Genomic DNA, 25992 nt, shown 5'->3' with positions numbered 1-25992 from the left:
TGACTTCGGCCTGAGCAGCGACGATCACCGTGCGCCTCCCGCTGCCGCGCGGGGGATGCCCTGCTCGCCGATGAGGCCACGCCATGTGTCGCGATATCGGGCAAGTCCGGTGAAGCTTGCGGCACGCACGGGCTCCGGCACTTCCGCGGCAAATTCGCGGCCGACGGTCTCGAAGGCCAGCGCCGCCGCCCCGGTGGCGCTGCCCTCCAGTGTGGCCCCTTGCAGGAAGGCCTGGCTGGGACGCAGTTGCGCCACTAGCCCGGCGAGCAGGCCGCCAGCGTTCAGTCCGCCATCGACGATCACGGTGTTATCCGAATGGATCTGGTCGAGGCAGAGGTCGACCATCAGCGCGACGTAGAGCAGCGCCACGGCTGCGCGTTCCTCGGCGCTTGGCATGCGGCCGACCAATTTGCCGGCGCGGCCGGGCATTGGGCCGCCCGGCGCGAAGCTCGGCAGCGCCATGCTGCCGGCGTTGATCACCCGCTGCACTGTCGCCGGCGCGATCGCGCCTTGCCAGCCGTCGCTGATCGTGGCGAATTCGCGCCCGCCCATAAAGCGGATGGTCGGCACAGGGCCGCCGTCGACATCGACATTGACCAGCATGTCGCGCTGGCCATCGAGCGCGTCGAGCAGGCAATCCGGATTAAGCACGACGACCCAGGTGCCGGTCGAGACGACGGTGACCGGGCCAAGCTCCTGCCGGCGATAGGCATGGAGCGCGGCATTGCTGTCATGGACACCATTGTGGATGGCGATCCGCCGCTTCGTATCGCCGAGGCGTTGCTCGCCGACAACCGAGCCCGCCCGCTCGAAAGCGGGCATCCGGTCGCGCCAGCCCTCAATGTCGACCAGCGAACTGAAGTCGCGCTTGCGCGGCGCCCATAAATGCGAGTGGCAGCCGAGATAGGACACTTCCGAGACCGCCCGGCCGCCAAACCGCCAGCTCCAGTATTGTGGATAGCCGAGGATCAATTTCGCGGCCGTGAATGCACCGGGTTGCACCGCCTGTAGCCACAGCATGTGGCGACCGTAGTTGAAGCCGAGCGGCAATCGCGGCGAGAAGGTCTCGGTGAAATCCGGAACGAGGCGATCAATTTGCGCGGCAATATCAGCCGGCGGCTCTTGCTCGTAATCGAGTATCGGATGCGTCAGCGCCGCCTCGTCGACCAGGGCAAAGGTGCAGCCATGGCCCGACACCATCACGCCCTCTACGCCATGGATGTCGGCGGCCTCGCTTACGGCGCGAACCGCCCAATCGTGAAGTGCTGCCTCATCAAGCACGCTGAAGCCATCTTTGCGCATCCAGTTCGGCCGGGTCCGGCGCTCGTCGACGATGCGCCCGTCCTGAGCGAAGACGAACAGCTTCGAATTGGTCTTGCCGAAATCGAGGACGGCCATCTTCACTGGATGGCTCCCGAAGCCGAGGCGACGCGCACCATGACGCCCGCGTCTTCCAGCATGCGCGCGTCGACGTCGGACAGGCCGTCATCGGTCACCAGCGTGCCGATGCGCGACAAGGGCAGCGCGATGTTACGGGCGTGGATCGACAGTTTGCGGCTGTCGGCCAGCACCACGATCTGGTCGGCACACAGGCTGAGATCGGCGATGGAGCGGACCAGCAGCGGGTGCGATTCCAGCACGCCCTCCTGGCCAAGGCCTTGCGCGCCGAGAAAGAACTTCGATGCGTAGAACGGCTCCGCCTGGGTCGGTGAATGGATGATGCCCGGCTCACGATGCAGATCGCCGCCGGCAACGGTCAGGCTGCAATGGCCGTGGTCGCTCAGATAGGCCGCGAGCGGCATCGAATTGGTATAGAGACGGATGCTGCGCTCAGCCAGCTTGACCCCAAGGTGGAAGCAGGTCGAACCGCCATGCACGATGACCGCATCGCCGTCGCGCACCATCGTGGCCGCGAGAGCGGCGATCTGCCGCTTGGCCTCGACCGCGAGGTCGCGGTTCTCGTCATAGGGCCTGGCATAGGCAACACCCGCCTGTGAAGCGCCGTCGAGCGCCGAGATGCCACCATAGACCTTCCGTGCTTCACCGGCCTCGTCGATCTTGTCGATGTCGCGCCGCACCGTCGCCGCCGACACGCCGAGCTGCTCCTGCAGTTCGCGCACCGACGCGAAGGGGCGATCCCGCAGCAACTCGACGATCTGACGCTGGCGGCCGGAGTCGCTCAATCGTTTTCCTCCCAGGAGCCGTTTTTGCCACGGCATTTGACGTAACTTACTCAACATCTTTCCGATTGCAAGAACCTTGATGACATTAGATCACTATTGACGTAAGTCGCTCGCATCTGCGATACACATCAACATCCCACGACGGGTATCCGAAGCTGCGAGGCTGACGGAGCTGATAGAGGAAATGCGCCATGGCGAGCTATGCGGATGCGCAGGAAATGGCTGCTTTGCGGGCGCTTTCGGCCAGCATCGGGCGCAATCCAAATCTGACCCAGGCCGCCGGCGGCAACACCTCGCTGAAAGCCGGCGACACGCTGTGGATCAAGGCTTCCGGCACATGGCTGAAGGATGCGCTCTCCGAAGACATCATGGTCCCGGTGGCGATGGCGCCGCTGCTCAGGGCTGTCGAACAGCGCGACAGCGCCGCCGACCAGCCGCAGATCTTCGCCATCGAGACGCTCAACGCCCGGCGCCTGCGCCCTTCGATTGAAACCACCGTTCACGCGCTGATGCCGCAGCGCGTCGTCCTGCATGTCCATTGCGTCGAAACCATTTCGCTGGCGGTACAGGCCAATTGCGAGGTGGAAGCCGCCAGACGCCTTGATGGTCTCAAATGGGCGTATGTTCCTTATTTCCGGCCAGGCCTGCCGCTTGCCCAGGGTATTGCCGAGCGGCTTCAGGCTGGGGTCGACGTGCTGATCCTTGCCAATCACGGGCTGGTCGTCGCGGCCGATACCGTCGCCGAGGCCGAAGTGCTGCTGCGCCGCGTCACGCTGCTTCTGGCGCGGCCGGCGCGCCAAGTGGCGGAACCGGATGTTGCGGGATTGGCGGCGCTGGCCGGGAAAACCGGTTACAGGCTGCCGGCGGAAATCGAGGCGCACGCCGTCGCCATCGATCCCGAAAGCCGCCGCATGGCGTCCGGGGGCAGCCTCTACCCCGATCACGTCATCTTTCTGGGTCGGGGGTCGGTGGTGGCAAACCCCGGTGAGGATGTGCCGCGCGTCATCGAGCGGTGCGGTGCAAACCCCGTGGCGATCCTGTTTCCCGGGCTGGGCGTGCTGATGCGCGGCGATGCCAGTGCGGGCGCCGACGCCATGCAACGCTGCCTTGCCGACGTGACGGCACGCATCGACATTGCAGCGCGGCTGAACTACCTCACCGCCGCCGAGAACGATGAACTGGTCAACTGGGACGCCGAGAAGTATCGCCAGAAACTCAATGCCGCCAGCCGCTGACACGCCGCTTGCCATAGGCATCGACATCGGCACGTCCGGCGCGCGCGCGGTCGCCATGCGTCCGGATTTTTCCATTGCCGCGCGTTCCGCCGTTTCGCTCGAGTTGTTTGGCCGGAATGCCCGCGACCCTGCAGTGTGGTGGTCAGCGGTCGGCGCAGCGCTGGCGGAACTGCTTTCGGGCATCGACCGAACAGTGGTCCGATCGATCGCTGTTGACGGCACTTCAGGTACGTTGCTGCCGGTCGACGGCGCCGGGCGGCCGCTGGCCGAGCCGTTGATGTACAACGATACGGTCGCCGACAACGCCATTCTGGTCGCGATCGCTCGCGAAGCCCCAGCGACCAGTGCCGCACTTGGGGCAACGTCCGGTCTTGCCAAGGCGCTCTGGTTCCAGCGCACGCCCGGTGTTGCCGCGGTGCTGCATCAGGCGGACTGGATCGCGGGACAATTCTCCGGTCGCTTCGATGTTAGCGACGAGAACAATGCCTTGAAAACCGGTTACGACGCCACGGCCCGCTGCTGGCCGGACTGGATTGCGGCCACCGAAATGCGCATGGAGTTGCTGCCCGGTGTCGCCAGGCCGGGCGATGTCGTCGGCAAGCTCACCGCGGATGCCGCGGATGTGTTCGGCTTACCGCGCGAAATCGCCGTCGTCGCCGGAACGACCGATGGCTGCGCCTCGTTCCTGGCGACAGGTGCCGCGGCAATAGGCGACGGCGTCACCGCGCTGGGGTCGTCGTTGACCGTCAAGATCCTGTCCGACCGGCCTATCTCGGCGCCACGCTTCGGCATCTACAGCCATCGGCTTGGAGATGTCTGGCTGGCGGGCGGCGCATCGAACTCCGGCGGCAAGGTGCTGACACAGCATTTCCCTCTGGCGCGCATCGTCGAGCTGAGCATGGCGATCGACCCGATGACCGAGACCGGCCTCGACTACTATCCTCTTGCCACTGCAGGCGAACGCTTTCCGATCGCCGATCCGGCACTGCCGCCGCGTCTTGTGCCCCGACCGGTGGAGGACGCCGACTATCTGAAAGCCATGTTGGAGGGTATCGCCGCGATCGAGGCGCTCGGTTATGACAGGCTCGCCGAGCTCGGCGCGCCGCGGCTGACGTCGGTCAGAAGCGTCGGCGGCGGTGCGGCGAATGCCGCCTGGACGGCGATCCGGCGGCGCAGACTTGGTGTTGATTTCCTGCCGGCACTTTCGGACGAAGCCGCCGCCGGCACGGCGCGACTGGCGCTGACGGGCGCAAGCGCGGCGGGGCTTCTATGAGCGCGAAAACAGTCGAACACCTCAACGGCGTCAACCAGCTGGCCGAGCGCTATGATGTTTTCCTGCTCGATCAGTTCGGCGTGCTGCATGACGGTGCCAGCCCCTATCCAGGGGCGGTGGAAGCACTGTCGACGCTGAAGCGCGCCGGCAAGACCATTGTGCTGATCTCGAACTCCGGCAAGCGGGCGGGGCCCAACGAGAGCCGGCTGCTAAAGCTCGGCTTCGAACCGGGAAGCTGGGACCATTTTGTTTCTTCCGGCGAGGTCGCGTGGGAGTTCTTCCACGACATGGCGGTATCCGGAAAGCTACTGCCAAACACGAAATGCCTGTTGATAAGCCGCGACGATGACCGCTCGGCGATTGAAGGTCTGCCCTTCGCATTGACCAAGGACGGTGACGATGCCGAGCTGGTGCTGATCTCGGCCAGCGAGGGCGACCGCTACGATCTCGAGCACTATCGCCGGCTTCTTGCGCCGGCTGCGGTGCGGCAGGTGCCATGCTTCTGCACCAACCCTGACAAGATCATGCTGACGGCAGTGGGGCCGCGCTTCGGCGCCGGCCGGCTGGCGGATCTCTACGAGGACCTCGGTGGTAGCGTCACGCGTATCGGCAAGCCTTACCCCGCCATATTCGGCGCCGCGCTAGCGCTGGCAGGCAATCCAGACCGCAGCACTGTGGTCTGCGTCGGCGACAGTGTCGAACACGACATCGCTGGCGGACTTGCTGCCGGCGTGGCCACGGTGCTGGTTCTGTCAGGAATATTGGCGGAGACCCCTGACCTGTTCGATCTGTTCGACACGATGGACGCCTACCCGGATTACACCATGGATCGCTTCAGGTTTCGCTGATTTGAGTCACCTGGCAGCGCTCGCGCGCGAATCCGGCCTCAACGCCTCGTGGCCGACGAGCATTGGCCGGCTGGCTCAAGACCGCCGAACAGCGCCGATCCAGTCGAGCCGCGCGGCTGGAATGAGGCCGTAATTGTAGAAATTGATGCCGTCAACACCGGGCGCCAGCGCCGGCTTCACCTTGGCCGCCAGGATGTCGGGGCGGGCCATTTCCGGATAGAACAGCCGGTAGCCGGCGCCGAGGAATTTGTCCGCGCCCAGTGCCGCACGGCCGGCCGCCATCAGGCTGGCGACATCGCCGGCCTGCATGTCGTAGGCGCACAGGATCGCCCCGTCGCAGACCTTGCCCAGCGCTGCCAGATCGCAACCGCCAAGCCAGCCGTCTTTCAGATCGATAATAACGACCCGCGTCGTGGGATCGGCTACCTCGCGCAGTTCGGCGACCAGGCTGGTCACTGGCTCGAATCGCCACAAGAGATAGGCATGGAGTTCCGGCCATGGGGCAAAGGCGTCGAGCCCGCAGGCGGGAAAATTGGGAAAGCGCCACTCAGGCACCGCACGCTCGCAGGTCTCGACGATCCATTGCCTGGTGAGCTTGCTCGCCGCCTCGGCATCGATGCCGGCTTTTGCCGCACGGGAGACGCAGGACGGACAGAAGCACAGAGACAAAAGAAAATCGTCTTCCAGCGTCAGCCCGACACCGTCCTTCTCGTGATGGTATTCATGGGCAAAGCCCATGAAGGACGGGCTTTCAAGTTCTATGCGGTCCGGCCGGTAGCTGTGCGAGATGTCGGCGATCAGCGCGCGGACATAGGCGCGCGCATCGGGATGGGACGGGCAGAGATTGTAGTAATTGGCATCGCCGAAGGCGTTGCGGGTGACGGCCTGCGGATGCAGCATGCCCAGGCGGGTGTTGTGCAGGCAGACCGTCCAGCACGAAACGCCTAGTCCGCCCGCGTCGCGACGGCGGATGAGCTGACCGAGCACGTCGCCGCCCTCGGTGATCACGTCAGCCACCTTGGGCTGGATGGCTAGACTTCCCCAGCGCGCTGCGGTCGGCTTGAAATAGATGGTGCCGTCCTCAGGGAAATAGGCCTTGCGGCGCGGACTGCGCGGCTGCAGGAAGCGCCCGGCATGATAGGATGTCGCCAGGCTGATCATGTTGAGCCCGGCGCGCTCGACAAGATCACGTTCGACCGTCTCCAGGCCGAGATCCTGGATGTCCCAGGGATAGGTCCACATGGACAGTTGCTGCATGGAATATCCTCTGCCTTTGGCTCAGCCGTCGACCGGCTCTGCGACCTGCATTAGGCAGTCGCCCGCCTCACACATCGTGTGCAGCCGGCGCGACAGCACCAGGCCGCTTTCGGCGAAATGCAGGGCCTCCTCGGCAACATCGAGCCGCTCGAGATCGTGGTACCAGCCGGCCAATTGTCCTGAAGTGACACTGTCGCCGAGCCTGGCGGCGGGCTCGAACCAGCCGCGGCGGGTGGCATAGAGGCCCTGGCTGTGCCTGGACAGGGACAGCAGCCTTGTCGGCGCCGAAGGCTTTTCGCCCGCGCCAAGAACCGGCGCGTCGACCACACCCATTGCTATCATCAGACGGTCGAGCGCGCGGGCCGTGATCGCCATCGAATCGACCGTTGCGGTGCCACCGCCGCCGAACTCACCGCTGACGCCGATGGCGCCGGCGCGGCGCGCTGCGCCCATCGAGGTCGGCGAGGCCTGGCCGTTGTCAGCGATAAAGCCGTAGGGCATGCCGAGCGTGCGCATCAGCTCGACGCCACGCCGGTGGCGCTCGGGATCGGCGTTGCGTTCGACCAGCGCGGTCGGCAGATGCTCCATCGACGTGCCGCCCGAATGGATATCGAAGACGACGTCGTGACGAGGAAACAGCTCCGTCTCAAGGAAATTGGCGAGCCGGCTTGTCGGCGTTCCCGAGGGATCGCCGGGAAACGCCCGGTTGAGATTGCCGCCGTCGAGCGGCGAGCAGCGCTTGGCGGCCATCACCGCAGGGGCGTTGGCCATCGGCATGATGGTGATGCGGCCCTTGATCCGCTTCGGATCGAGCCGGCGCGCCAGTTTTGCCAGCGACAGCTCGCCCTCATATTCGTCGCCGTGATTGCCGGCCATCAAAAGCAGTGACGGGCCGTCGCCATTGCGGATGAGGCAGATCGGCACCTTGACCTGAAAGTAGGGCGAGCGATCGATCGAGAACGGAATGCTTAGATGGCTGAGCGTCTTGCCGTGGCGGTCGAAATCGAGCGTGTGGGCGAGGCCGGTGTGCATGGTCAGACCGCCGCGACGGCGGTGATTTCGATGCGCAGATCAGGGTCGGCAAGCCGCGCCTCGACGCAGGCCCGCGCCGGCAGGCGGGCAGGATCGACCCAGGCATCGTAGATGCTGTTCATGGCCTCGAAATCACCGATCTGCGGCAGGAAGATGTTGACCGCCACCAGCTTCGACTTGCTGCTGCCGGCCTCGACCAGCAGCGCCTCGACTTTGGCCAGCACGTCGCTGGTCTGGCCTTCGATGCCGGCCTTGCGATCGTTGGCCACCTGGCCGGCTATGTGAACGAGGCCGCCATAGACGACTGCCTGCGACATGCGCGAGCCGGACTGAAAATACTTGATCATATCGGATCCTTTCGAGGTTCTCTTTTTGGGGGATCTGGTCAGCCGAACCAGGTGGGGAAAGCGTGGCGGACGTGGCCGGTCGCGTCGACGCCGAAGATCACGCGATAACGGTCGAGGCAGGTGCAGGGATGCGAGATGCCGAATTCGACGACGTCGCCGACGGCGATGTCGTCGCTCGGCGCAATCGACAGGAAGGAATGCTGGTCGTTGAGCTTGACCACCTCGGCGCGCGCCGCCGGCATCGGCAGCGGCTTGCAGGCACGAAAGACGGTGAGCGGCGTTGGAAAGCCCTGGTCGAACGACACGTCGCGCATGCCCATGCCGCAGATGACAAGGCCCGGCTCCGGACGCGACAGCACTTCGGCCCAAAGGCGTAGCGCAGGGCGAAAGGAATGCCGCGCCGAAGCGCTGATGCCGCCTATGGCAAAACCCTTGCGGGTATCGAGGGCGCCGAGCGAACGGTCATAGGTGCCGTGGTCGTGGAAGAAGATGGCGCCGCTGCGCAGCACCAGCGTTGCGTTGCCGTCGCTGGAAACGAGGGGTGCAAGCGCCGCGACCACCTGGTCGAAGAAGGCGGAGCCGCCGGCTGTGACGATCAGCGGTGCGTCGCCGCCGACGCGGGCACGCAGCCGCAGGAACATGTCGGCGGTCATTGCCAGCAGGCCGGATATCACCTCATCGGTGCGACCGGGCTCGGGTTGCGCCGCCGCCCCTTCATAGGTCGCAACGCCGGCGATCAGCAGCCGCCCGCCGGCAGCCGTGATCGCATCGGCGATGGCCTCGGCTTGCGCGGTGGTGCGGGCGCCCGCCCTGCCCGCACCAAGTTCGACCAGCACATGCAAAGGCGGCAGTGCCGCATTGGCGCGCCAAGCCTCGGAAAGCGCGTTCACGGCGTCGACCGAGTCGGCAAAGACATAGAGCTCGGCATCCGGCCAGGCACCAGCAAGCACGGCCAGCCGGTTGGCGCCGCCGGCTCCGCCAACCTCATTGGCGATGATCAGCCGTGTCAAGCCGGCCTTCAGCATCACTGTCGCTTGCCTGATGTCGGCGACCGTCGTGCCCCATGCGCCGGCCTCGACCAGCGACCGGGCAAGGTCGGGCGCCATCGGCGTCTTGGCATGCGGAGCGATCGCGACATTGTGTTCGCGCGCATAGCGCAGGAACAGGTCGCGATTGGCGGAGAAGGCCGCCTCGTCGAGGGTCAGCACCGGAAGCGCCATGCGTCCATCGGCCGGATGCCAGCGCTCGGCCGCGACAAGGCTGCTGTCAAGCCCGGTTGTGCCGGGAGGCACGCCGCGGATGCGGTCGTCGAGCCGAAAATTTTCGTGCACCGAAAGGGCTGGAACCGGTGAGTTTTCAGTCATCCGATGCTAACCCTTTCACCGTCGCAACGAAGCCAGATCGATCGCCGGTCACAGCCTGAGAGAGATACGTGCCAGAACCTTACGCCGGACCGATCATCGACGCCCATCATCATCTTTGGGATCTCAGCCTGGGACGGCATCCCTGGCTCGCCGCCACGGCCGGCGAGCGCGGCGGCCTGGGCGAGCTTGGCCCCTTGCGGCGGAACTATCTGCCTGGGGATTATGCGCGCGATGCCATAGGGCATAAAGTCCTCGCCACCATCCATGTCGAAGCCGGCTGGGCGAGTGGCGACTGCATCGGAGAAACGCGCTGGCTTGAAACACTCGACAAATCGCGCGGCGTCGCCGCTCGCTATGTCGTTCACGTGCCGCTCGCCGATCGCCAGGCGCCGGCGCTGATCGAAGCGCAAGCCGCGTTCGAGCGTGTCGTCGGCGTGCGCGACATATTGAGCTGGGATCCCGACCCTGCCCGCCGTTTTGCGACCCGTGACGGCATCATGGAGGAGCCGGCCTGGCGTGCCGGGCTTGCCTTGCTTGGCCAGCATCGGCTGGCCTTCGACCTGATGGTGTTTCCGAGCCAGCTCGCCGGCGCGGCTCGCCTTGCGGCTGCCTTCCCCGATCAGCAATTCGTGCTCAACCATTGCGGTAGCCCGATCGACCGCGACGCCGATGGCATGCAGGTGTGGCGCGACGGGCTGCGGCTTCTGTCGCAATGCGACAACGTCGCCATCAAAATATCGGATCTGGTCGCCTACGATCATGACTGGACGCTCGACAGCCTGAAGCCCGTCGTCCTGCATTGCATCGATTGTTTCGGCACCGGTCGCGCCATGTTCGGCAGCGACTTTCCGGTCGCCGGCCTGCATGCCTCGTTCGATGACATATATGACGGCTTCAAAACCATCACAGCGGACTTTTCCGCCGACGAGCAGACGGCGCTGTTCTTCGGCAACGCAAGGCGCATCTATCGGCTCGACGATGTGTCATCGGCGCGCCTGCTCCCGGCCTGAGAGCAGCAGCAGGCCGAGGATCAGCGAGCCGAACAGGATGCTGCGCCAGCCGGGCGATGCGTTGACGACGGTGATCAGCGCGGTGATGGTGACCAGCAGGATGGCGCCGGGGATGGTGCCGGCATAGGTGCCGAGCCCGCCGAGGATCGAGGTGCCACCGAGGACCACGGCGGCAATCGAGGCGAGCAGATAGGGATCGCCGATGCCGACATAGCCCTGTCCGTTCATGCCCAACACGAGCACGCCGGCAAGTCCCGAGCAGAAGCCGCTGATGCCGTAGACCGCAAGCGTTGTGGACGTGACCGGAACACCGGACAGCGCCGCGGCAAGCGGGTTGGCGCCCATGGCGAAAATCCGGGCGCCGAGCGATGTCGCATGCATCGTGGTCAGCACGATCACCGAGACGACCACCCACAACAATACGCCAGCGGGAATGCCGGCCGGCCGGCCATTGCCGAGCCAGTGGACCAGCGGGTTCTCGGCGGTCACGGCGCTGCCGCCGGCGATGATGATCAACAGACCCTGCAGGAATGTCGCCATGGCCAATGTCATGATCATCGGGTGGACGCGCAGTAAAGCGACGCCGAGCCCGTTGACCAGGCCGATTGCCGTGGTCAGCACCAGAACGGCAAGAATGGCGGTGATGCCGGTCGGATCCACCTGCCACGACAGCAGCGGCAGGCTGACGGCGCTGACCGTGACGATGGCCGCGACGGAAAGGTCGATGCCGCCGGCGATCACCACAAAAGTCTGGCCCGCGGCAACCAGGCCGATGACGGCGCCGAGCTCCACCAGATAGCGCAGATGGCCATAAGCGCCGAAGCCGCGCGAAACGAAGCTCGCCACGATCCAGACCGCGGCAACGATGGCAACGGTGAGAAACGGCCGGCTGCGCAGGACCGTCAGGGCGCGTTTGCCGCCCGCGCTGTCATTCCATGCTGTCATTGCTGTGCCTTGCGGAATTGCGGGATGGCGACCGCGCCGATGATGATCAGGCCCTGGGCCACATATTGTGCGACCGGCGTGAAGCCGAGGAAGAACATGACGCTGATCATCAGGCTGAGCAGCAGGCTGCCGGCAAGCGCGCCGCGCATCGTGCCCTGGCCGCCGAGGAAGCCGATGCCGCCGAGCACCGCAGCGGCAATCGAGTTCAGGGTAAAGGCGGCGCCGATGACCGGGTCGCCCGAACCGGTCTGTGCGGCGACGAACAAGCCGGCGCCGGTGGAGAGCAGACCGCTGATCGCATAGGCTGCAATGCGCGCGCCGTCGACCGGCACGCCGGAGCGATAGGCGCCGACCGGATTCTCGCCGGCGGCATAGAGGCTCAAGCCAAGCGGCGTGGCGAGATAGAGCTTCCACAGGAGAATGATGACCACCAGCAGCACGAATGCCGCCGGTGTGTTGCCGGCAAGCAGGTCGGACAGCCACGCCGGGATTGCGCCGCCGGGCCGCGGCAGGATCAGCAGGGCGGCGCCGCCGATGATGAAGGACCCGGCAAGCGTCACCACGATCGCCGGCAGGCGAAGCCGTACCACGACGAAGCCGGTCGCCGCCCCGATGCCGAGGCCCGTCAGCGCCACCGCGGCAGTGCCCCCGGCGACGCCCAGCGGCCCGGCCATCGTCGTCGCGGCGATGACCGCGCCCAAGCTGACCGTCGCGCCGATGGCCAGGCTGATGCCGCCGGTGAGCATCAGGATCGCCTGCGCCATGGCGACCAGAGCCAATGGAAACCAGCTCTGCGTGAATTTGGCGAAGCCGGACGCCGTGAACAGACCCGGAAAGAGGACGCCATAGGCGATGAGAAACACCAGGACGACGGCAAACAGGCTGCGCACGCCGACATTGCGACGCAGTTGCACCGGCCAGTAGAGCGCATCGGTCTGCCGGGCGGAGGAAGATGTGTTCATGCCGCAACCTTCCGCTGTTCGGCGCCCATCGCGGCGGAGACGATGGCTTCCTCGCTCAGCGCCCCACGCGCCAGCATGGCGACGATGCGGCCTTCGCGGACGATGGCTACACGGTCGCAAAGGTGCACCAGTTCGGGCGTGTCGGAACTGAGCAGCACGACCGCCTTGCCGGCGGCGGCGAAATTGCGAAGCATCATGTAGATCTCACGTTTTGTTTCGACGTCGACGCCGCGCGTCGGATCGTTGAGCAGAAGCACCAGCGGGTCGTGCGGCATCCATTTCGCCAGCGCCACCTTCTGCTGGTTGCCGCCCGATAGAGCCTGCGCCGCCCGGCCGAGGTGACCCTTGATGCCGAGTTGGGCGGCAAGGCTTTTGGCCGTCTCGCGCTCTGCGCGGCGGCTGCGCAGCTTCAGCGCCGGCAGCCTGGCAAAGGCGGGCAGCATCATGTTGGTGATGATGGGATGGATCAGGTGCAGGCCCTCGCGCTTGCGATCCGCGGGCACATAGGCCAACCCCAGCGCGTTGGCATTCGGCACGCCGCCGGGCAGGCCGGAGGCGCCGTTGACGGTCGCCGATGCCGTTCGTGCCGGAATGGCGCCGTAGAGACCGAGCAGCAGATCTTCCTGCCCTTGCCCGACCAGACCGCCAATGCCAAGCACTTCGCCCGTTTTGATATCCAGATCGACGTCGCGCATCAGGCCGGCCGAAAGATTTCGGACGGAGATAGCGTCGGCAGGCAAACTGGAAGGCTGCCATTGCGGAAAAAGATCACCGGGATCGCGGCCGACCATCAGCCGAACCAACCCGGCGGCGTCGGTGCCTTCCAGGGTGCGGTCGGCCGTGCAGGTGCCGTCCTTCAGCACGGTGACGTGCTGGCATAGCGCCATGACTTCGTTCAGTCGGTGCGAGATGTAGAGAATGGCGATGCCTTCGCCGCGCAACCGCTGCAGCAGATCGGTGAGGATTTTGGTTTCGGTTGCCGATAGCGACGATGTCGGTTCGTCGAGAATGAGCACGCGCGGCCGGCGGTAGAGCGCCTTGGCGATCTCCACCATTTGGCGGCGGCCGAGCGACAGATTCCCGACCGGCGTCGACAGCGGCTCGTGCAGACCGACAAGTTCGCATGCGGCCCTCGCCCGCGCAGCGAGTTCGCGGTAGTCGATCAGGCCGAACCGTTTGGGATAGGCGCCGAGACCAATATTTTCGGCGATGGAAAGACTGGCCGTCAGGCTGAGTTCCTGCTGGACGACGGCGATGCCGGCCTGCCGCGCAACAGCCGGCGTCATGCGTGAGACCGCGCGTCCATCGACCTCGATCGTCCCGCCATCCGGTCTCAAGGCGCCGGACAAAAGGTTGATCAAGGTCGACTTTCCGGCGCCGTTCTCGCCGAGCAGCGCATGCACGCGGCCCGGCTGGAGAGCGATTGAAACGTCGCGCAGGACGGGGTTGCCGAAGAAAGACTTCGACACCCCGCGCGCCGCGAGCAGCGGAGCCATGGTTGTCAACGCTACAACCCTTCAGGCTTATTTCTGAGCCAGCAGCTTCTTGAACAGCTCCTCATCGTAAGGAGAAAAGATGTAGCCGTCAGCCGGGAAGTCCTTGGCCCGGGCGAGGTATTCGTCGATGTTGGAATTGTCGATCACCGGCAGCGGAATCTTGACGAAAGCCGGCACATCCTTGCCTTCCAGCGCCTGAACGGCGGTGTAGGTGGCGAAGGCGCCGAGCCAGTTCGGCTGCATCGTCGCCCAGCTCTTCAAGCCCTTTTCTTTCCAGAGTTCCAAAAACTGCCGGGCGTTCTCACCGGTGATCGGCACCTGTTCACGGCCCTGCTTGTCGAGGGCCAGCACGGCGCCTGCCGACAGAGCGCCGCCGAGCGACAGGATGCCGTCGATCTCGGGGTTGGCGAAGAGCAGGCTGGTGACGGCTTCCTGTGCCGGCGCGACGTTGTAGGGCGTGTTGGTCTCGGCAAGCACCGTCACGTCGGGATGGGCCTTGAGCTCAGCGTCGGCGCCTTTGCGCCTGTCATCGCTGACCGAAACCCCGGCGGGGCCATTGAGGATCAGGATCTTGCCCTTGCCGCCGATGGCGTCGATCAGGAACTTGGCGGCCTGGTCGCCCCATTGCGAAGAATCGGTGTTGACCTTGGCGGTGACCTTGTCGGTGTCGACGAGGCTGTCGAAGTTGATGATGGCGATGCCCTTGGCGCAGGCATCGGCCAGAACGCGTGCCGGTGCGGTCGACGAACCGGCGATCAGGATGATGGCGTCGACATCGGAATCGATCATCGACTGGATCTGCTGGATCTGGACGTTGGCATCGCCCTGAGCGTCGGTGACGACGAGCTTGTCGACCAGTCCCTGCTTCTTCAGGGTCTCGACTTCGGCTTCGATCGTGCCCTGGGTCTGCTTCATCCAGGTCGGCACGGAATAGATGTTGGCCCAGCCGATCGTGTACGGCGCCTTGCGGTCGCCCTTGATGCAGTTGGCGGCGGCATTGGCCTGCGAGGCGACGCCAAAGCTCAGCACGAGACCGAGGCAAAGCGCGCTGGCGGATGCGAAAAACGGTGATTTCATCATGACTGTTCCCTTCAGAGGTTGTGGCCTCGACGTGCAGAACAAGGGCGAGGAAACCCGTTGGTCGCCGGGTCTTGGAAACCGTGTGTCCTCTCGGGATTTGTCTGCGTCAGGCTCGTTAGTTTGTCTGGTATTTCAGACAATGTGTCTGTATATCGGACAAATTGGATGCTAGACCGAGCCTTGACATCTTTCAAGCGCCTTGAGACGAGAACCGAAATGATTTTGGCGGACGGTCATGAGCGACGGCACTAACGATGCGATCGGGAAGGAAGCCGGCGCGGAGCCGCGCAACGGCGAACGACGACGCGGCATTGACCGCGTCATCATGCTGCTCGAGGCTTTGCTGCGGCACCGCGCGCCAATGCGCGTCGGCGACATCGCCAAGATGATCGGCGCGCCGCGTTCGACCACCTACGAGATCGTCAACAGCCTGCTCGACGCCGAAATGCTCGAAAACGTCGGCGGTGAAGGTTACGTCTATTTCGGACGCGCCATGCATCTGTTCGGCTGGGCCTACTCACATCACAACGCCCATTACCGTCGCATCATCGAGACCTTGGATAAGTTGGCCGCCGAGACAGGCGAGACGGTCCAGCTATGCGGCCTGCGTGGCAACAAATACGTCGTTCTGGACTGCCGAGATTCGCCGGGCCCGTTCCGGATCTCAAGCGATGTCGGGGTCGAGGTGCCGATCCCATGGACGGCATCCGGACGGCTGCTCCTCGGCCATATGAACGAGCAAGAGTTGAGGGACTTCATCCCATCTGGCGACTACAAGCTTCCCGACGGCCGCATCATTGCACCAGCCGAATTCTTTGCCGATGTTGCCTTGGCCCACCGGCAGGGTTTCAGCGAGACCACAGCCTTGGCCGACCGTTTCACCTGGTGCATGGCGGCCCCCATCCGTGACGGCCACGGCGCCATCAAAAGGACCTTGTGTCTGGTGTTACCCGTCGACACGCCGGAGCCACGGCGCGACGAACTGCTTGCCTTGCTGCGCGAGCGCGCCCGTGGACTGTCTCTGGCGGGAGGCTGACGATCAGCCGTCGTGCCCTCTGGTTGAAGCCTCTTAAAGGCACATGGATTCCGCTCTTCCCCATTGGTTCCATTTAGGTTCGGGACCTTAGTCCCATAGTCGGTGGATAAGGTCCGAACCAGGGAACACGCAAACCGGAAGCCACATTAGGAGAAGACCGTCGATCAAAGTCCCTTCATCGCCGGTTGAGGATCCCGCCGCTCTTACTGTCGAGAGCGCGGCGGGATCCTTACGCGCGGAGCGAGCACATGAGATTTGTCGAGATTTTCACAGATGTGCTTACGGCCCTGCTTCTCGCTTTATTCGTGTGCGGGATATTCGCTGTTTTCGGAGGCCATCTGGTTCCTCCACGCTACGCAAAGATGGTGTTGCTGCCGGACCTCGATAAGATGACGACTGCATCATCTACACCCAGCTTGCCCGATTCCATCGACTTGCAAGTTCAAAAGCGCCCAGAGGTGCAAAGGTCTGCCGGCGTGACACAGCGCGCAGTCGGTCTGGAGCCGCCAGTGCCATCCAGCAAGCGGTAAGAATCAGCGGAGGTTTTCGTGGCTCCCCAGCTATCAGAGAGCGCCGGCGATTATTGACAGACCCGGCTCTTGAAATTGGCTGAAATCGCCGCTCCACATTTCCGCATCTGTTTGAATTGTGTTTATCAACTAGTGCGAACGCTATGGCGAAGCAGGTTGAGTTGGCGGCGTTCCTGGCTGATCCCCGCCAGTGCTTGATCGCGGCGTGGGATCCTTGTCGAGCTTGGGATTTCGGTCCACCGGTTCGCCATTCACATCGTCGGCCTTGGAGTTTGCAGGGTCCGTTTGGCCAGGATTTGGGCTGTAAGTATCTGGCGAGGGAACCCGGCTGTTTTGCTGTGTCGCCGGTGTCTTAGCCTGCTCGCCATAGATTTCAGCGATCCCCCAGGCAACGAGCGCCAAGACAAGGCCTGCCAAGAGCACGCCAAGGACCGGTCGCCCCAAGCCACCCTGCCTGGCCCGCTTTTCCGGAATGTTTCTGCTCATGATCGCAACCTTGGGCTAAGAGGAGTGGCCCGCGCTCCAGGAGCGAAGACGCGGGCAGTCAAGAGCTCCGGATGTTGGCCATGCGGCGAACAGGGAACTCGCTGCACATACCGAACTCGCTGGCGCTGTTGATGTTCCCACGGAATCCAAACAGCGCGCCGCCGGGAGCCGGACTGGCAATTTGGGTTGGAGTGGCTGGAACGAGCCAGCTCAAGGTCAACGAGCGGCGGTGTGCGTAAGCGGGCATTGCGAGCCAGACTGGAACTTTGCCGAATCTGCCGCGCTGCCGACCATGGCCGACTACAACGAGACCACCAATCCGGTGCTGACTGGTTGCAAGGCCCGCGTTGCCACCAGGGACATCTGTTTGAAGGCTATCTGAAATTTGCTCCTCGTTGTTGGCGATTCCGCCCGATGGAACATCCTGATCCGCTCGCGGTTGGGGAAGCCCGGGCCAGCGGCAGGAGCATCATCATGAACGTCGAACGTAACCCGGCCGAACACAGAGGCGATATTCAGTCTGGGGTGACAGAGGACAAGACGCCGGGATTCGACCCGGCGGCGGCGCCTATGGAAACCGATGCCGAAGCGGCAGACACCGGCGCCGTGCCGGTTCCCGCAGCGACGGGCACGCCGGCTTTCGCTAATCAAGCAAGCTTCGCCAATGCAATGCGGCGGCCGGACGACGAGCGCGCTCCGGCCCCGAGTAAAAACGGCCCGGTGCTGGCCATTGTCGCGCTTGTCGTCGTTGCCGCCGTCGTGTTCGTTGTCGCCGCGATGCTGGCGCGATAGCAGATCCTGCGCTTGCGCCAAACCTCTGCCCTGCGAAGCGATCAGGGATGCGGTCGTGGCAGCAGGCGATCAGCGGTTGGAAAAACAAGCTGCAGGTTGCAGCGGCGCATGGCACGCCGGCCGGCACCCTGGCCGAGCAGCATTGCGGCATGGCCGAACCCGGCTCGGCCGCCAAGGGTTGAGGCCGGATGCTCGTTCGAAGCGGGAACATTTCACATCAAGCCAAGTTCGGCTCATAGAGCTTGTCCTCAAGGAACAGCACATGCAGGCCCTCACATGGCACGGCAAAGGCGACATACGCTGCGAACAGGTGGCCGATCCGACGATCCAGGATGAACGCGACATCGCTGCAGAAAGTCGTGATGCGCCCGCACGGCTGACCGTTCTGCCCCAGTGGCCCGACTTTGTTGTCCGGCCGTCTGCATGCTGAAAAGGCGAGAGTTGAAAATGGCCAAGGACAAACCCGTATCGACAAACCCGGCCGCCACACCTTCGGCCAGATCGCCCGAGGCCGCCGGCCTGCCACATCCCCGTCGCGATGCTGAAGACAGCGATTCCGGCGCCAAGCCGACGGCACCCAAGACCGCTGGCGCCCAGCAAGCGTCCAGATCGCCGCTCGACAGCCGCGTTGCAAATCGCAATGCCGGCCGTCCTCGTCAGGCAGGCACGACGCCTCGGCCGACCGACGAACCGCTGGAGTAAAATGAAACCTAAGCTGCGGCGCGGGTATCCGCACCGCGGTGTGTGTGCAGTCAGGGTCTTCCTGCCCTGCCGACAGCGCATACAGGTCTTGACCTCTCGTGGATCGTCGATCGGCAATCAAGACTTTAGCGGGAAATTCGATGGTACCTTGGCTGGGATCGGCTTCGGCTCTACACGATTGTATTTACTATATTTTTCTTCGTAACGGTGGGCAATTTGTATCACAATAGGTATCGCAACGCGTAACACATTTTCTGCTACTTCATGGTACATAACCACACGCGGTTGAAGCCGGCGCTACGATGCCGCTTCTCGGCGCTTTCATCAATTGATCTGCCAAGTCGCTGGCGGCGATCGGATCGTCTGGCGCCGCAATGGGGAATTGCTCGGCAACCCACCTGTCCAAAAACTTCAGTCCGGGAACACTCAACCCGTCAATCCCGCGTAGTGATGGCATCGAGTATCTTACTACCCACGCAGCTTGGCGTGTCCACGAACCTCCTGGCCACCGGCGCGACGCAATGGCTCCTCGTGTATGAAGGCCTAGTAGGTCGAAACGTTAACTGCCGCCGCAGCCTTAGCACCGTCGTGACGAGGGCAAGGGTGCAGCGAGCAGTCCCATTCCCAAACCAAGGAATCCATCCCATGGCCCGAATTCCGGATCGTACAGCTGGCCGTCGCTGCAACCTGTGTACTCAAGCCCCTGCCCCTTTTTCCCCGTGCAGATCGCTTGCCCAGTACCAGGGGCGAGCGGCTCGCGTACGAGCAGTTACCAAATTCGACACGTCGTTGCTACAATCCCGCGCAAAATCGTCTCAGCCGGTCCATTCCGCTCTCGATCACGGAGTCGGCACCCGAGAACGAGATGCGTATGAAGTTTTTCATATTCGGCCCAAACGCGACGCCCGGGACGATTGCCAGTCGTTCCGTGGAGTACAGACGCTCGACAAACTCAGTGCCGGGTAAACCCGTCGCACTGACGTCGACGAAACAGAACATGCCGCCACCCGGCCGCGCAAATTTCAGCTGGGGAATCTCGGACAAGCTAGCGCACATCAGATCGCGTCTGCGCTTCAGTTCGCTTGAGAAAAACCGCATCTCCTCGTCACCCGCCGCATCGAGAGCCACCGCTGCGGCATCCTGAATAAAGGTCGGCGATCCGAAGAGCATGCATTGCGCAAGATTTTCCAAATGAACTGATGCCGAGACCGGCCCAAGCGTCCATCCTAGTCTCCAGCCAGTCATTGCATGAGACTTGGACAGGCTGTTCACAATTATCGTCCGCTCCGTCATGCCGGGAATGGACGTTACTGAGAGGAACTCGCCGTCGAAGATTGTGCTGCGGTAAACCTCATCACTGATGATCCACAGATTGTGCCGCTCAGCAAATCTCGCAACGGTTTCCAGATCCTGCTTGCCGAACACATATCCGCCGGGATTGTTTGGGGAGTTCAGCAAGATTGCCCGCGTTCGATCTCCGACCACTGCACTGAGAATATCCTCGGACATTTTCTCCCGCGCATTTTGCAGCGATAGTTTGACGGGTCGGGCCACTGCTCCACCGGCGCGTATTGCCGCTTCGTATGTGGCATACCAAGGCTCGAGGCAGAGCACCTCGTCGCCAGCTCCGGCAACGGTCATCAGGGCGGCGAAAAGAGCATTTTGTGCTCCACCGAATACAATGGCTTGTGCTGCACTCCAATCACGCCCATCGAACCGTTTTTGCGCGGCAGCAATGCTGCGACGAAGGCCCGGCGTGCCCGGAACCGGAGCGTAGTGCGTCCGACCGCCTCGGATGCTTTGAATGGCAGCTTCAGATATCCTCGTCGGCGTGTCGAACGAGGTATCCCCAAGGCAGAGGCTGACGACGTCTTCGCCTCGATCTACAGCATCCGCCGCCGCGTCCGCGATCGCCCAGCCTGCCGCTCCTTCACTGGCAATGGCCCGAGTGTGCTCCGAAAACCGTGGCAGCTCCTGATCAGTGTTAGTTCGCCGCAATGTTTCCATCGTTGCCTCCTCCCGAAAGCGCTGTGTGAGATAGTTACGCATCACTTTCCGAGTTGAAGGTAGATGCTTTTTGTTGTCAGGAATCCGTCGAGTTGTTCCGGTCCCATGTCCTTGCCAAAGCCCGAAGCTCCCACCCCACCGAATGGCATGGTCGGATCCAGCAGCCCATGTGCATTGATGTAAATGTTCCCGGCTTTGAGCCGCCGGGACAGCTGCACTGTTTCGTCGACATTGTCGGAATAGACAGCGGCAGCCAGCCCATAGATGCTCGCATTGGCCTTTTCCACCGCCTCATCAAAGGTCTCAAATCGTGCAACGCCCAGAACGGCGCCGAAGATTTCTTCGCGGAAAATTCCCATTCCTTCGGAGCATTCAGCGAAGATCGTCGGACGAAGAATGCCGTCCTCGCGACCCGTTCCGCCTGGCCCTTCGCCTGTAACGAGTAATGCGCCTTCCAAATGTGCGCTCTTGATATGCTCCAGGACGCGGCCCCGATGCGCCGCCGAGACGAGTGGGGTGATCCTGGAGATCGGATCCAAACCAGAACCAATTGCCAAACTCTCTGCACCATCCTTCAGCTTCTCGACCAATTCGTCGTGGACGCTGGCATGGGCATAGACGCGCGATTCCGCGTCGCAGACCTGGCCGGAATTCATGAATATTCCTGACAAAATTGCGTTCGCTGCGTTATCCAGGTTCGCCTGCCTCGTCACGATCACAGGCGATTTACCTCCGAGCTCAAGCGTCAGGCGCTTCATCGTATCGAGCGCGGTTTTCCCAACCGCCGTTCCCACGGCTGTCGAACCTGTAAACGAAAGTTTGTCGATACCCGGGTGGGCGGCCAACGCCTGGCCGATGATATGCCCAAAGCCATTTACGACGTTGATAACGCCGTCAGGAAAACCAACCTTGGTCGCGAGTTGGGCGACCCTCATTGCCGAGAGAGGCGTGAGCTCCGACGGTTTGCAGACGACCGTGCATCCGCAAGCAAGCGCGGCCGCAAGTTTCCACGAGAGGATCTGCAGTGGGAAATTCCACGGGATGATTGCCGCCACAACCCCGACCGGCTCCTTGATGGTGTAGGTCAGCGTCTCGCCAGGTAGGGAGACTGCGCTCGCTGTCCTGCCATCCAGCTTGCTTGTCCAGCCTGCAAAATAGTCGAAATTTGCGATCGAGCCGAAAACGTCGATCGACCTCGCGTCGGAAATCGCTTTCCCAACGTCGATGGTTTCCAGATGGGCCAGGAAATCTGCGTCGGCGTCGATCGCTTCAGCCAATCGCAGGATAAGCTTCTGTCGTTCCAGCGCCGGCATTCTGCCCCAATGGCCGTTGAGAGCCTTGCGGGACGAACGCACCGCGCGATCGACAACTTCAGCATTTCCGCTTGCCATTCCCGTCAATCTTTGACGAGTGAACGGTTCGATGACATCGATGACTTCGGCGGCTGAATCAACTTCCTTGCCGTCGATGAAATGGCCTATCGGACGGCAGACGAAGGAAATGACTTCGGACGGGACGGAGAACCGATTGAAGTAGCTGCCAATGTCCTGGTTCATGCTTTTGCTCTCTTACCTCCATCGGTGACGCATCGAAGAGCGCCTGCCGGCTATGGTGATCCTCAAAGATCCGACGCGCCGAAATCACCCAAGGTGGCGGTTCGGCTGGAAGCCGATCGAGCACCCCCTCGTCCCGTCCTGAGCTTTTGGTCTACGGGAAGCCCGGCTTCGCCGCATCGCTGCGCAGGAGAGGCCGAGACTCACCTGGCCTTGTTTAGATCACCGGGGGAAGTTCGAAATTATGTTGCACCAAACGAAGGTTTGATGATTGCGAACGTCAAAGCCTTCACGATGGCCATTGCCGCGACGAGAGCCGAATTGAGGACACTTCCGCAAATGGCACCCATTCCGCCACGCTTACCAGGCCTCGATCATCGGCTACGAAATACTCAAGCAGATGTATTGATGTTGATGTAGTCGTCGGCTCCGTATTTCGAGCCCTCCCGTCCCATCCCCGATTGCTTCACGCCGCCAAACGGAGCGACCTCGGTCGAGATCAGACCTGTGTTGATACCACCATCCCAGTTTCGGCAACGCGGAATATACGTGCGACATCTCGCGAGTAGAAATAGCCGGCAAGACCGAACTCGGTCTTGTTTGCCATCGCTACGACCTCCTCCTCTGTCTCGAAGGAGAACAGCGGAGCAAGGGGACCAAAGGTTTCCTCCGCCGCAACCTTCATCTTGGAGGTGACACCGAGGAGTACGGTCGGCGAGAAAAACTGTTTGCCCTGTTCACCGCTTGTCCCGCCTGTCGCTATATGCGCGCCGTGCGACAGCGCATCCTGCAGATGCTCATTGACCTTGTTGACTGCATTTTCATCGATCAGAGGGCCGATCTGTGCCCCTTCAGCAAAGCCATTGCCGACCTTCAGGTTGCGCACCCGGCCTGCGAGTTTCGACGCAAACTCCTCGTAGACTCCCGACTGCACATAGATGCGGTTTGCGCAGACGCAGGTCTGGCCCGCATTGCGGAATTTGGCAACGACCGCCCCTTCCACGGCCGCGTCGATATCGGCGTCGTTGAAAACGATGAACGGTGCATTGCCGCCAAGCTCAAGGCTGAGCTTCTTGATCTGGTCCGCACCTTGCCTCATCAGGATCCGTCCGACATTCGTCGAGCCTGTAAACGAGATCTTTCGAACTTTGTCGCTTGCGCAGAGCACCGAACCAACCATTGCTGCGTTGGTGGATGTGACGATGTTCAGCACGCCCGCCGGGATACCGGCCCTCTCCGCAAGTACCCCAAGGGCGAGCGCCGACAATGGTGTCTGCGCGGCCGGCTTGGCGACCACCGAACATCCCACCGCCAAAGCGGGCGCAAGTTTCCGGGCGAGCATCGCGCTTGGAAAGTTCCAGGGCGTAATTGCTCCAACCACACCAACCGGACTCTTCAGCACGAAAATGCGCTTGTCAGCCTGATGGCCGGGAATGACATCGCCGTAAATCCGTTTTGCTTCCTCGGCGAACCATTCGATGTAGGACGCCCCATAGAGAATTTCGGTCCGGGCTTCTTGCAGGGGCTTGCCCATTTCCGCGGTCAGAATGATCGCAAGATCTTCGACATTTTGAACGACGAGATCATACAGCTTTCGAAGGTATGATGCTCGCTCCTTTCCGGTCAGCTTCGCCCACTTCTTCTGTGCTTCGTGCGCGGCATCGATTGCCTCCCGGAGCTCCAGTTCGCCCATATCTGGGACTGAAAGGATGTGTTCGCCGGTGGCGGGTCGGTCACGGCGAAGACGGATCCTTCCCTGGCACCCACCCAGCGCCCGCCCACAAACGCCTTGTTTACCAGGAGAGTGTCGTCTTTCAATTTGGATGCAAGGTCGGAATTGGTCATGTAACTCCTCATAGTGCCGGTGGCTTTGCCTGGGACTGGTCCTGGCTTTGGCCGTGCTCGCTCCATCGGCCGAGGGCAGCATTGTGACGTCGCAGAGTGACTGCCGGGCGCCGCGGCGTCATTCGCTACCAGCCCACACTTGGCCGGCGGCTTGACGCTCACCTTCGGCGACACCGCAGGCTGTTTTCAGCAGACGGTCCAGATCGCTTTCGGCTCACCGCCAGATCGCAACGAGCACGTCCCACCGATCCCAGCTGCGATCCAATCGATGCCAAAAACGGAGATGACGCGCGATGAAACCCGCCTTCTCGGGGAATGTCGCAAAGCAGCTCTGGACGCGTATGAATTATTGGTGCGAGCAACGACCGAATCGGGTCCAGTCACGAGCTCCATTCTATTTGGGTTTTTATTGGCAACCATGAAGGTACAGCGGCTATCCCCTTGTCGTGGCTTCCACAAAAGAACGCACTCTGGAATTTTGAGACGCGTTGAAGAAGCAGTCGGGCGGCGTAAGCTCGACGATCTCCCCCATATCCATGAAGACGATCTGGTCGGCGATCTGCCTCGCAAATCGCATCTCATGCGTGACGATCATCATCGACATCCCTTCGTCGGCAAGACCCAGCATGACGTCGAGCACTTCGTTCACCAGTTCCGGATCGAGCGCCGAGGTCGGCTCGTCGAAGAGCATCACGGCAGGCTGCATCGTCAAAGCACGGGCGATTGCCACGCGTTGCTGCTGACCTCCTGATAGCTGAGACGGATACTTGTCCTTCAGTTGCTCCACGCGCACCTTTCTCAACTGCGCCATGGCAATTTCCTCCGCAGCAGCCCGTGTCATCTTCCTTACGCGCCGCGGGGCCAGGATGAGGTTTTCCATGACGGTCAGATGCGGGAAAAGATTGAATTGCTGGAAGACCATTCCGACGTCGCCGGCGAGTTGCCTTGCGTTCGCACAATCGGGATCGAGATCATGACCCGCTACCCTGATTGAGCCTGCGGATCTTCGCTCAAGACCGACGATGCAGCGTACAAGGGTCGACTTGCCCGATCCCGACGGACCGCAGACGACGAACCGTTTTCCGGCCGGCATCTGCAAGGTGATTGCGGTCAAAACCGGGTGTTGGCCAAATCGCTTGGACACTCCGGCGACATCGATCGCCGGATCGGTTGTGTGTCGTTCGGAATCCATGCTCTTGCTCCGAATGCTCATGGCTTCTTCGGAGAGATATCCATGCCAAAATACTTCTGGCTCAGTGTTTTGAACTCGCCGGAGTCCTGTACCGCCTTCAGGCCCGAAGCAAGCGCGGATGCCGTAGCCTTTTCGTTCTGGCGAATTCCAATGCCTGGGCCGATGCCGAAATGCTTGGTGTCCGACAGCGCCGGTCCGATAAACTCAAACTCCTTTCCTTCAGGCTTCTTCAAAAATCCCTCGGAGAGGGCGATCGCGTTGTCAAGGACGAGTTCGACGCGGTCGGCCGACAAGTCAAGAAGAGCATTGTCCAGGCTCGGATAGCTCGTGATTTTTGCTGTTGTCCCTGCAACGTCGCGAACGTAACTCTCGCTGATCGTTCCCGACGCTACACCGATGGTTCTGCCCTTAAGCCCCGCCGGGGTGACATCGGCAGACGATCCAGATTTGCCAACGAAGCGAGGCGGATCGACGTAATAGGGCCCGACGAACGTGATGACTTTCTTGCGTTCGTCGGTGATGTTCATCGAGGCGATGATCGCATCGATCTTCTTTGCCTTGAGTGCAGGAATAAGACCGTCGAACGCGATGGCGGTAAATGTGCAATTCAGCTTGGCCGCCTTGCAGATTGCATAACCGAGATCGACTTCGAACCCTTGCGGCTGGCCATTCGCGTCGACAAAATTGAAGGGAGGAAAGGCACCCTCCGTTCCGATTTTCACGTCTTGCTGTGCGTAAGCCGAGTTGACCGAACATACAGCCGCAAAGACGGCTGCCGTCGTAAGACGCTTCCAATTCATTGGTTCCTCCCAGAGGG

Annotated in this window: 21 protein-coding genes and 3 pseudogenes; 9 read left to right on the top strand and 15 right to left on the bottom strand. The window is 62.4% G+C overall.

The features are described from left to right. Positions 1–24 precede the first annotated feature (24 nt). Both NLY44_RS30265 and NLY44_RS30260 read right to left on the bottom strand, forming a co-directional pair. Positions 25–1404 carry an FGGY-family carbohydrate kinase gene (locus tag NLY44_RS30265; protein ID WP_023686811.1) on the bottom strand — a complete coding sequence of 460 codons (1380 nt, stop codon included), beginning with the start codon at positions 1402–1404 and terminating at the stop codon, positions 25–27. Then, entirely contained in the window at positions 1401–2183 is a 783-nt protein-coding gene (locus NLY44_RS30260) for a DeoR/GlpR family DNA-binding transcription regulator (RefSeq protein ID WP_023686810.1), read from the bottom strand. Before NLY44_RS30260 ends, NLY44_RS30265 begins: the two co-directional genes overlap by 4 nt. Before the next feature lie 191 nt (positions 2184–2374). Between NLY44_RS30260 and NLY44_RS30255 the strand changes: the two genes are divergently transcribed. From NLY44_RS30255 to NLY44_RS30245, 3 genes are read left to right on the top strand one after another with little or no spacing between them, the layout of a single operon-like run. After that, positions 2375–3418 carry a class II aldolase/adducin family protein gene (locus NLY44_RS30255; RefSeq protein ID WP_023804496.1) on the top strand — a complete coding sequence of 348 codons (1044 nt, stop codon included), beginning with the start codon at positions 2375–2377 and terminating at the stop codon, positions 3416–3418. Further along, complete coding sequence (locus NLY44_RS30250) at positions 3402–4691, top strand: FGGY-family carbohydrate kinase (RefSeq protein WP_031201226.1); 1290 nt, start codon at positions 3402–3404, stop codon at positions 4689–4691. Before NLY44_RS30255 ends, NLY44_RS30250 begins: the two co-directional genes overlap by 17 nt. Continuing rightward, positions 4688–5539 carry a TIGR01459 family HAD-type hydrolase gene (locus tag NLY44_RS30245; protein ID WP_023804498.1) on the top strand — a complete coding sequence of 284 codons (852 nt, stop codon included), beginning with the start codon at positions 4688–4690 and terminating at the stop codon, positions 5537–5539. The genes NLY44_RS30250 and NLY44_RS30245 overlap by 4 nt, the downstream gene beginning before the upstream one ends. 75 nt (positions 5540–5614) lie before the next feature. On the opposite strand, the gene NLY44_RS30240 is transcribed toward NLY44_RS30245, so the two are convergent. From NLY44_RS30240 to NLY44_RS30225, 4 genes are read right to left on the bottom strand one after another with little or no spacing between them, the layout of a single operon-like run. Further along, positions 5615–6796 (bottom strand): hypothetical protein, encoded by a 1182-nt coding sequence (locus NLY44_RS30240; RefSeq protein ID WP_031201229.1) that lies wholly within the window; start codon positions 6794–6796, stop codon positions 5615–5617. 21 nt (positions 6797–6817) lie between these two features. Next, positions 6818–7828: a succinylglutamate desuccinylase/aspartoacylase family protein gene (locus NLY44_RS30235; RefSeq protein WP_023804500.1), complete on the bottom strand. Its 1011-nt coding sequence runs from the start codon at positions 7826–7828 to the stop codon at positions 6818–6820. A gap of 2 nt (positions 7829–7830) precedes the next feature. Next, entirely contained in the window at positions 7831–8175 is a 345-nt protein-coding gene (locus NLY44_RS30230) for a RidA family protein (protein WP_023804501.1), read from the bottom strand. 38 nt (positions 8176–8213) lie between these two features. Beyond that, positions 8214–9539 carry an alanine racemase gene (locus tag NLY44_RS30225; protein WP_031201232.1) on the bottom strand — a complete coding sequence of 442 codons (1326 nt, stop codon included), beginning with the start codon at positions 9537–9539 and terminating at the stop codon, positions 8214–8216. A gap of 68 nt (positions 9540–9607) precedes the next feature. On the opposite strand from NLY44_RS30225, the gene NLY44_RS30220 reads away from it, so the two are divergent. Continuing rightward, positions 9608–10549, top strand: coding sequence for an amidohydrolase family protein (locus tag NLY44_RS30220; protein WP_023804503.1), 942 nt, complete (start codon positions 9608–9610; stop codon positions 10547–10549). On the opposite strand, the gene NLY44_RS30215 is transcribed toward NLY44_RS30220, so the two are convergent. From NLY44_RS30215 to NLY44_RS30200, 4 genes are read right to left on the bottom strand one after another with little or no spacing between them, the layout of a single operon-like run. Beyond that, positions 10523–11494, bottom strand: a complete 972-nt coding sequence (locus NLY44_RS30215; protein WP_023748645.1) for an ABC transporter permease — start codon at positions 11492–11494, stop codon at positions 10523–10525. The genes NLY44_RS30220 and NLY44_RS30215 overlap by 27 nt on opposite strands. Beyond that, complete coding sequence (locus NLY44_RS30210) at positions 11491–12456, bottom strand: ABC transporter permease (RefSeq protein ID WP_023804504.1); 966 nt, start codon at positions 12454–12456, stop codon at positions 11491–11493. The genes NLY44_RS30215 and NLY44_RS30210 overlap by 4 nt, the downstream gene beginning before the upstream one ends. After that, positions 12453–13952, bottom strand: a complete 1500-nt coding sequence (locus NLY44_RS30205; RefSeq protein WP_198028928.1) for a sugar ABC transporter ATP-binding protein — start codon at positions 13950–13952, stop codon at positions 12453–12455. Before NLY44_RS30205 ends, NLY44_RS30210 begins: the two co-directional genes overlap by 4 nt. A 27-nt stretch (positions 13953–13979) precedes the next feature. After that, positions 13980–15032: an ABC transporter substrate-binding protein gene (locus NLY44_RS30200; protein WP_023748647.1), complete on the bottom strand. Its 1053-nt coding sequence runs from the start codon at positions 15030–15032 to the stop codon at positions 13980–13982. Between the two features lie 235 nt (positions 15033–15267). Between NLY44_RS30200 and NLY44_RS30195 the strand changes: the two genes are divergently transcribed. From NLY44_RS30195 to NLY44_RS30175, 5 genes and pseudogenes are all read left to right on the top strand, one after another. Continuing rightward, positions 15268–16068, top strand: coding sequence for an IclR family transcriptional regulator (locus tag NLY44_RS30195; protein WP_023732358.1), 801 nt, complete (start codon positions 15268–15270; stop codon positions 16066–16068). Positions 16069–17498: 1430 nt separating this feature from the next. Further along, positions 17499–17876 (top strand): hypothetical protein, encoded by a 378-nt coding sequence (locus NLY44_RS30190; protein ID WP_460221692.1) that lies wholly within the window; start codon positions 17499–17501, stop codon positions 17874–17876. 68 nt (positions 17877–17944) lie between these two features. Further along, positions 17945–18058, top strand: a pseudogene (locus NLY44_RS30185) (SDR family NAD(P)-dependent oxidoreductase); the annotation flags it as partial. A gap of 80 nt (positions 18059–18138) precedes the next feature. Then, positions 18139–18219 (top strand): annotated as a pseudogene (locus NLY44_RS30180) (alcohol dehydrogenase catalytic domain-containing protein); the annotation flags it as partial. A gap of 104 nt (positions 18220–18323) precedes the next feature. Beyond that, positions 18324–18578, top strand: a complete 255-nt coding sequence (locus NLY44_RS30175; protein ID WP_031202443.1) for a hypothetical protein — start codon at positions 18324–18326, stop codon at positions 18576–18578. A 792-nt stretch (positions 18579–19370) separates the two neighbouring features. Here NLY44_RS30175 and NLY44_RS30170 read toward each other — a convergent pair. The 5 genes and pseudogenes from NLY44_RS30170 to NLY44_RS30150 all read right to left on the bottom strand — a co-directional run bounded on the left by NLY44_RS30170 (position 19371) and on the right by NLY44_RS30150 (position 25975). After that, positions 19371–20585 (bottom strand): pyridoxal phosphate-dependent aminotransferase, encoded by a 1215-nt coding sequence (locus NLY44_RS30170; RefSeq protein WP_198025437.1) that lies wholly within the window; start codon positions 20583–20585, stop codon positions 19371–19373. A gap of 41 nt (positions 20586–20626) precedes the next feature. Next, positions 20627–22141, bottom strand: coding sequence for an aldehyde dehydrogenase family protein (locus NLY44_RS30165; RefSeq protein ID WP_023804508.1), 1515 nt, complete (start codon positions 22139–22141; stop codon positions 20627–20629). A gap of 378 nt (positions 22142–22519) precedes the next feature. Then, positions 22520–23983: pseudogene (locus NLY44_RS30160) on the bottom strand (NAD-dependent succinate-semialdehyde dehydrogenase). 433 nt (positions 23984–24416) lie between these two features. Then, positions 24417–25175: an amino acid ABC transporter ATP-binding protein gene (locus NLY44_RS30155; RefSeq protein WP_023686792.1), complete on the bottom strand. Its 759-nt coding sequence runs from the start codon at positions 25173–25175 to the stop codon at positions 24417–24419. A 17-nt stretch (positions 25176–25192) separates the two neighbouring features. After that, positions 25193–25975: a transporter substrate-binding domain-containing protein gene (locus NLY44_RS30150; protein ID WP_023686791.1), complete on the bottom strand. Its 783-nt coding sequence runs from the start codon at positions 25973–25975 to the stop codon at positions 25193–25195. Positions 25976–25992 lie beyond the last annotated feature (17 nt).

It is taken from the genome of Mesorhizobium sp. C089B, assembly GCF_030323125.1.
Taxonomy (GTDB): domain Bacteria; phylum Pseudomonadota; class Alphaproteobacteria; order Rhizobiales; family Rhizobiaceae; genus Mesorhizobium.
This window is presented reverse-complemented; position numbering and strand designations above follow the sequence as displayed.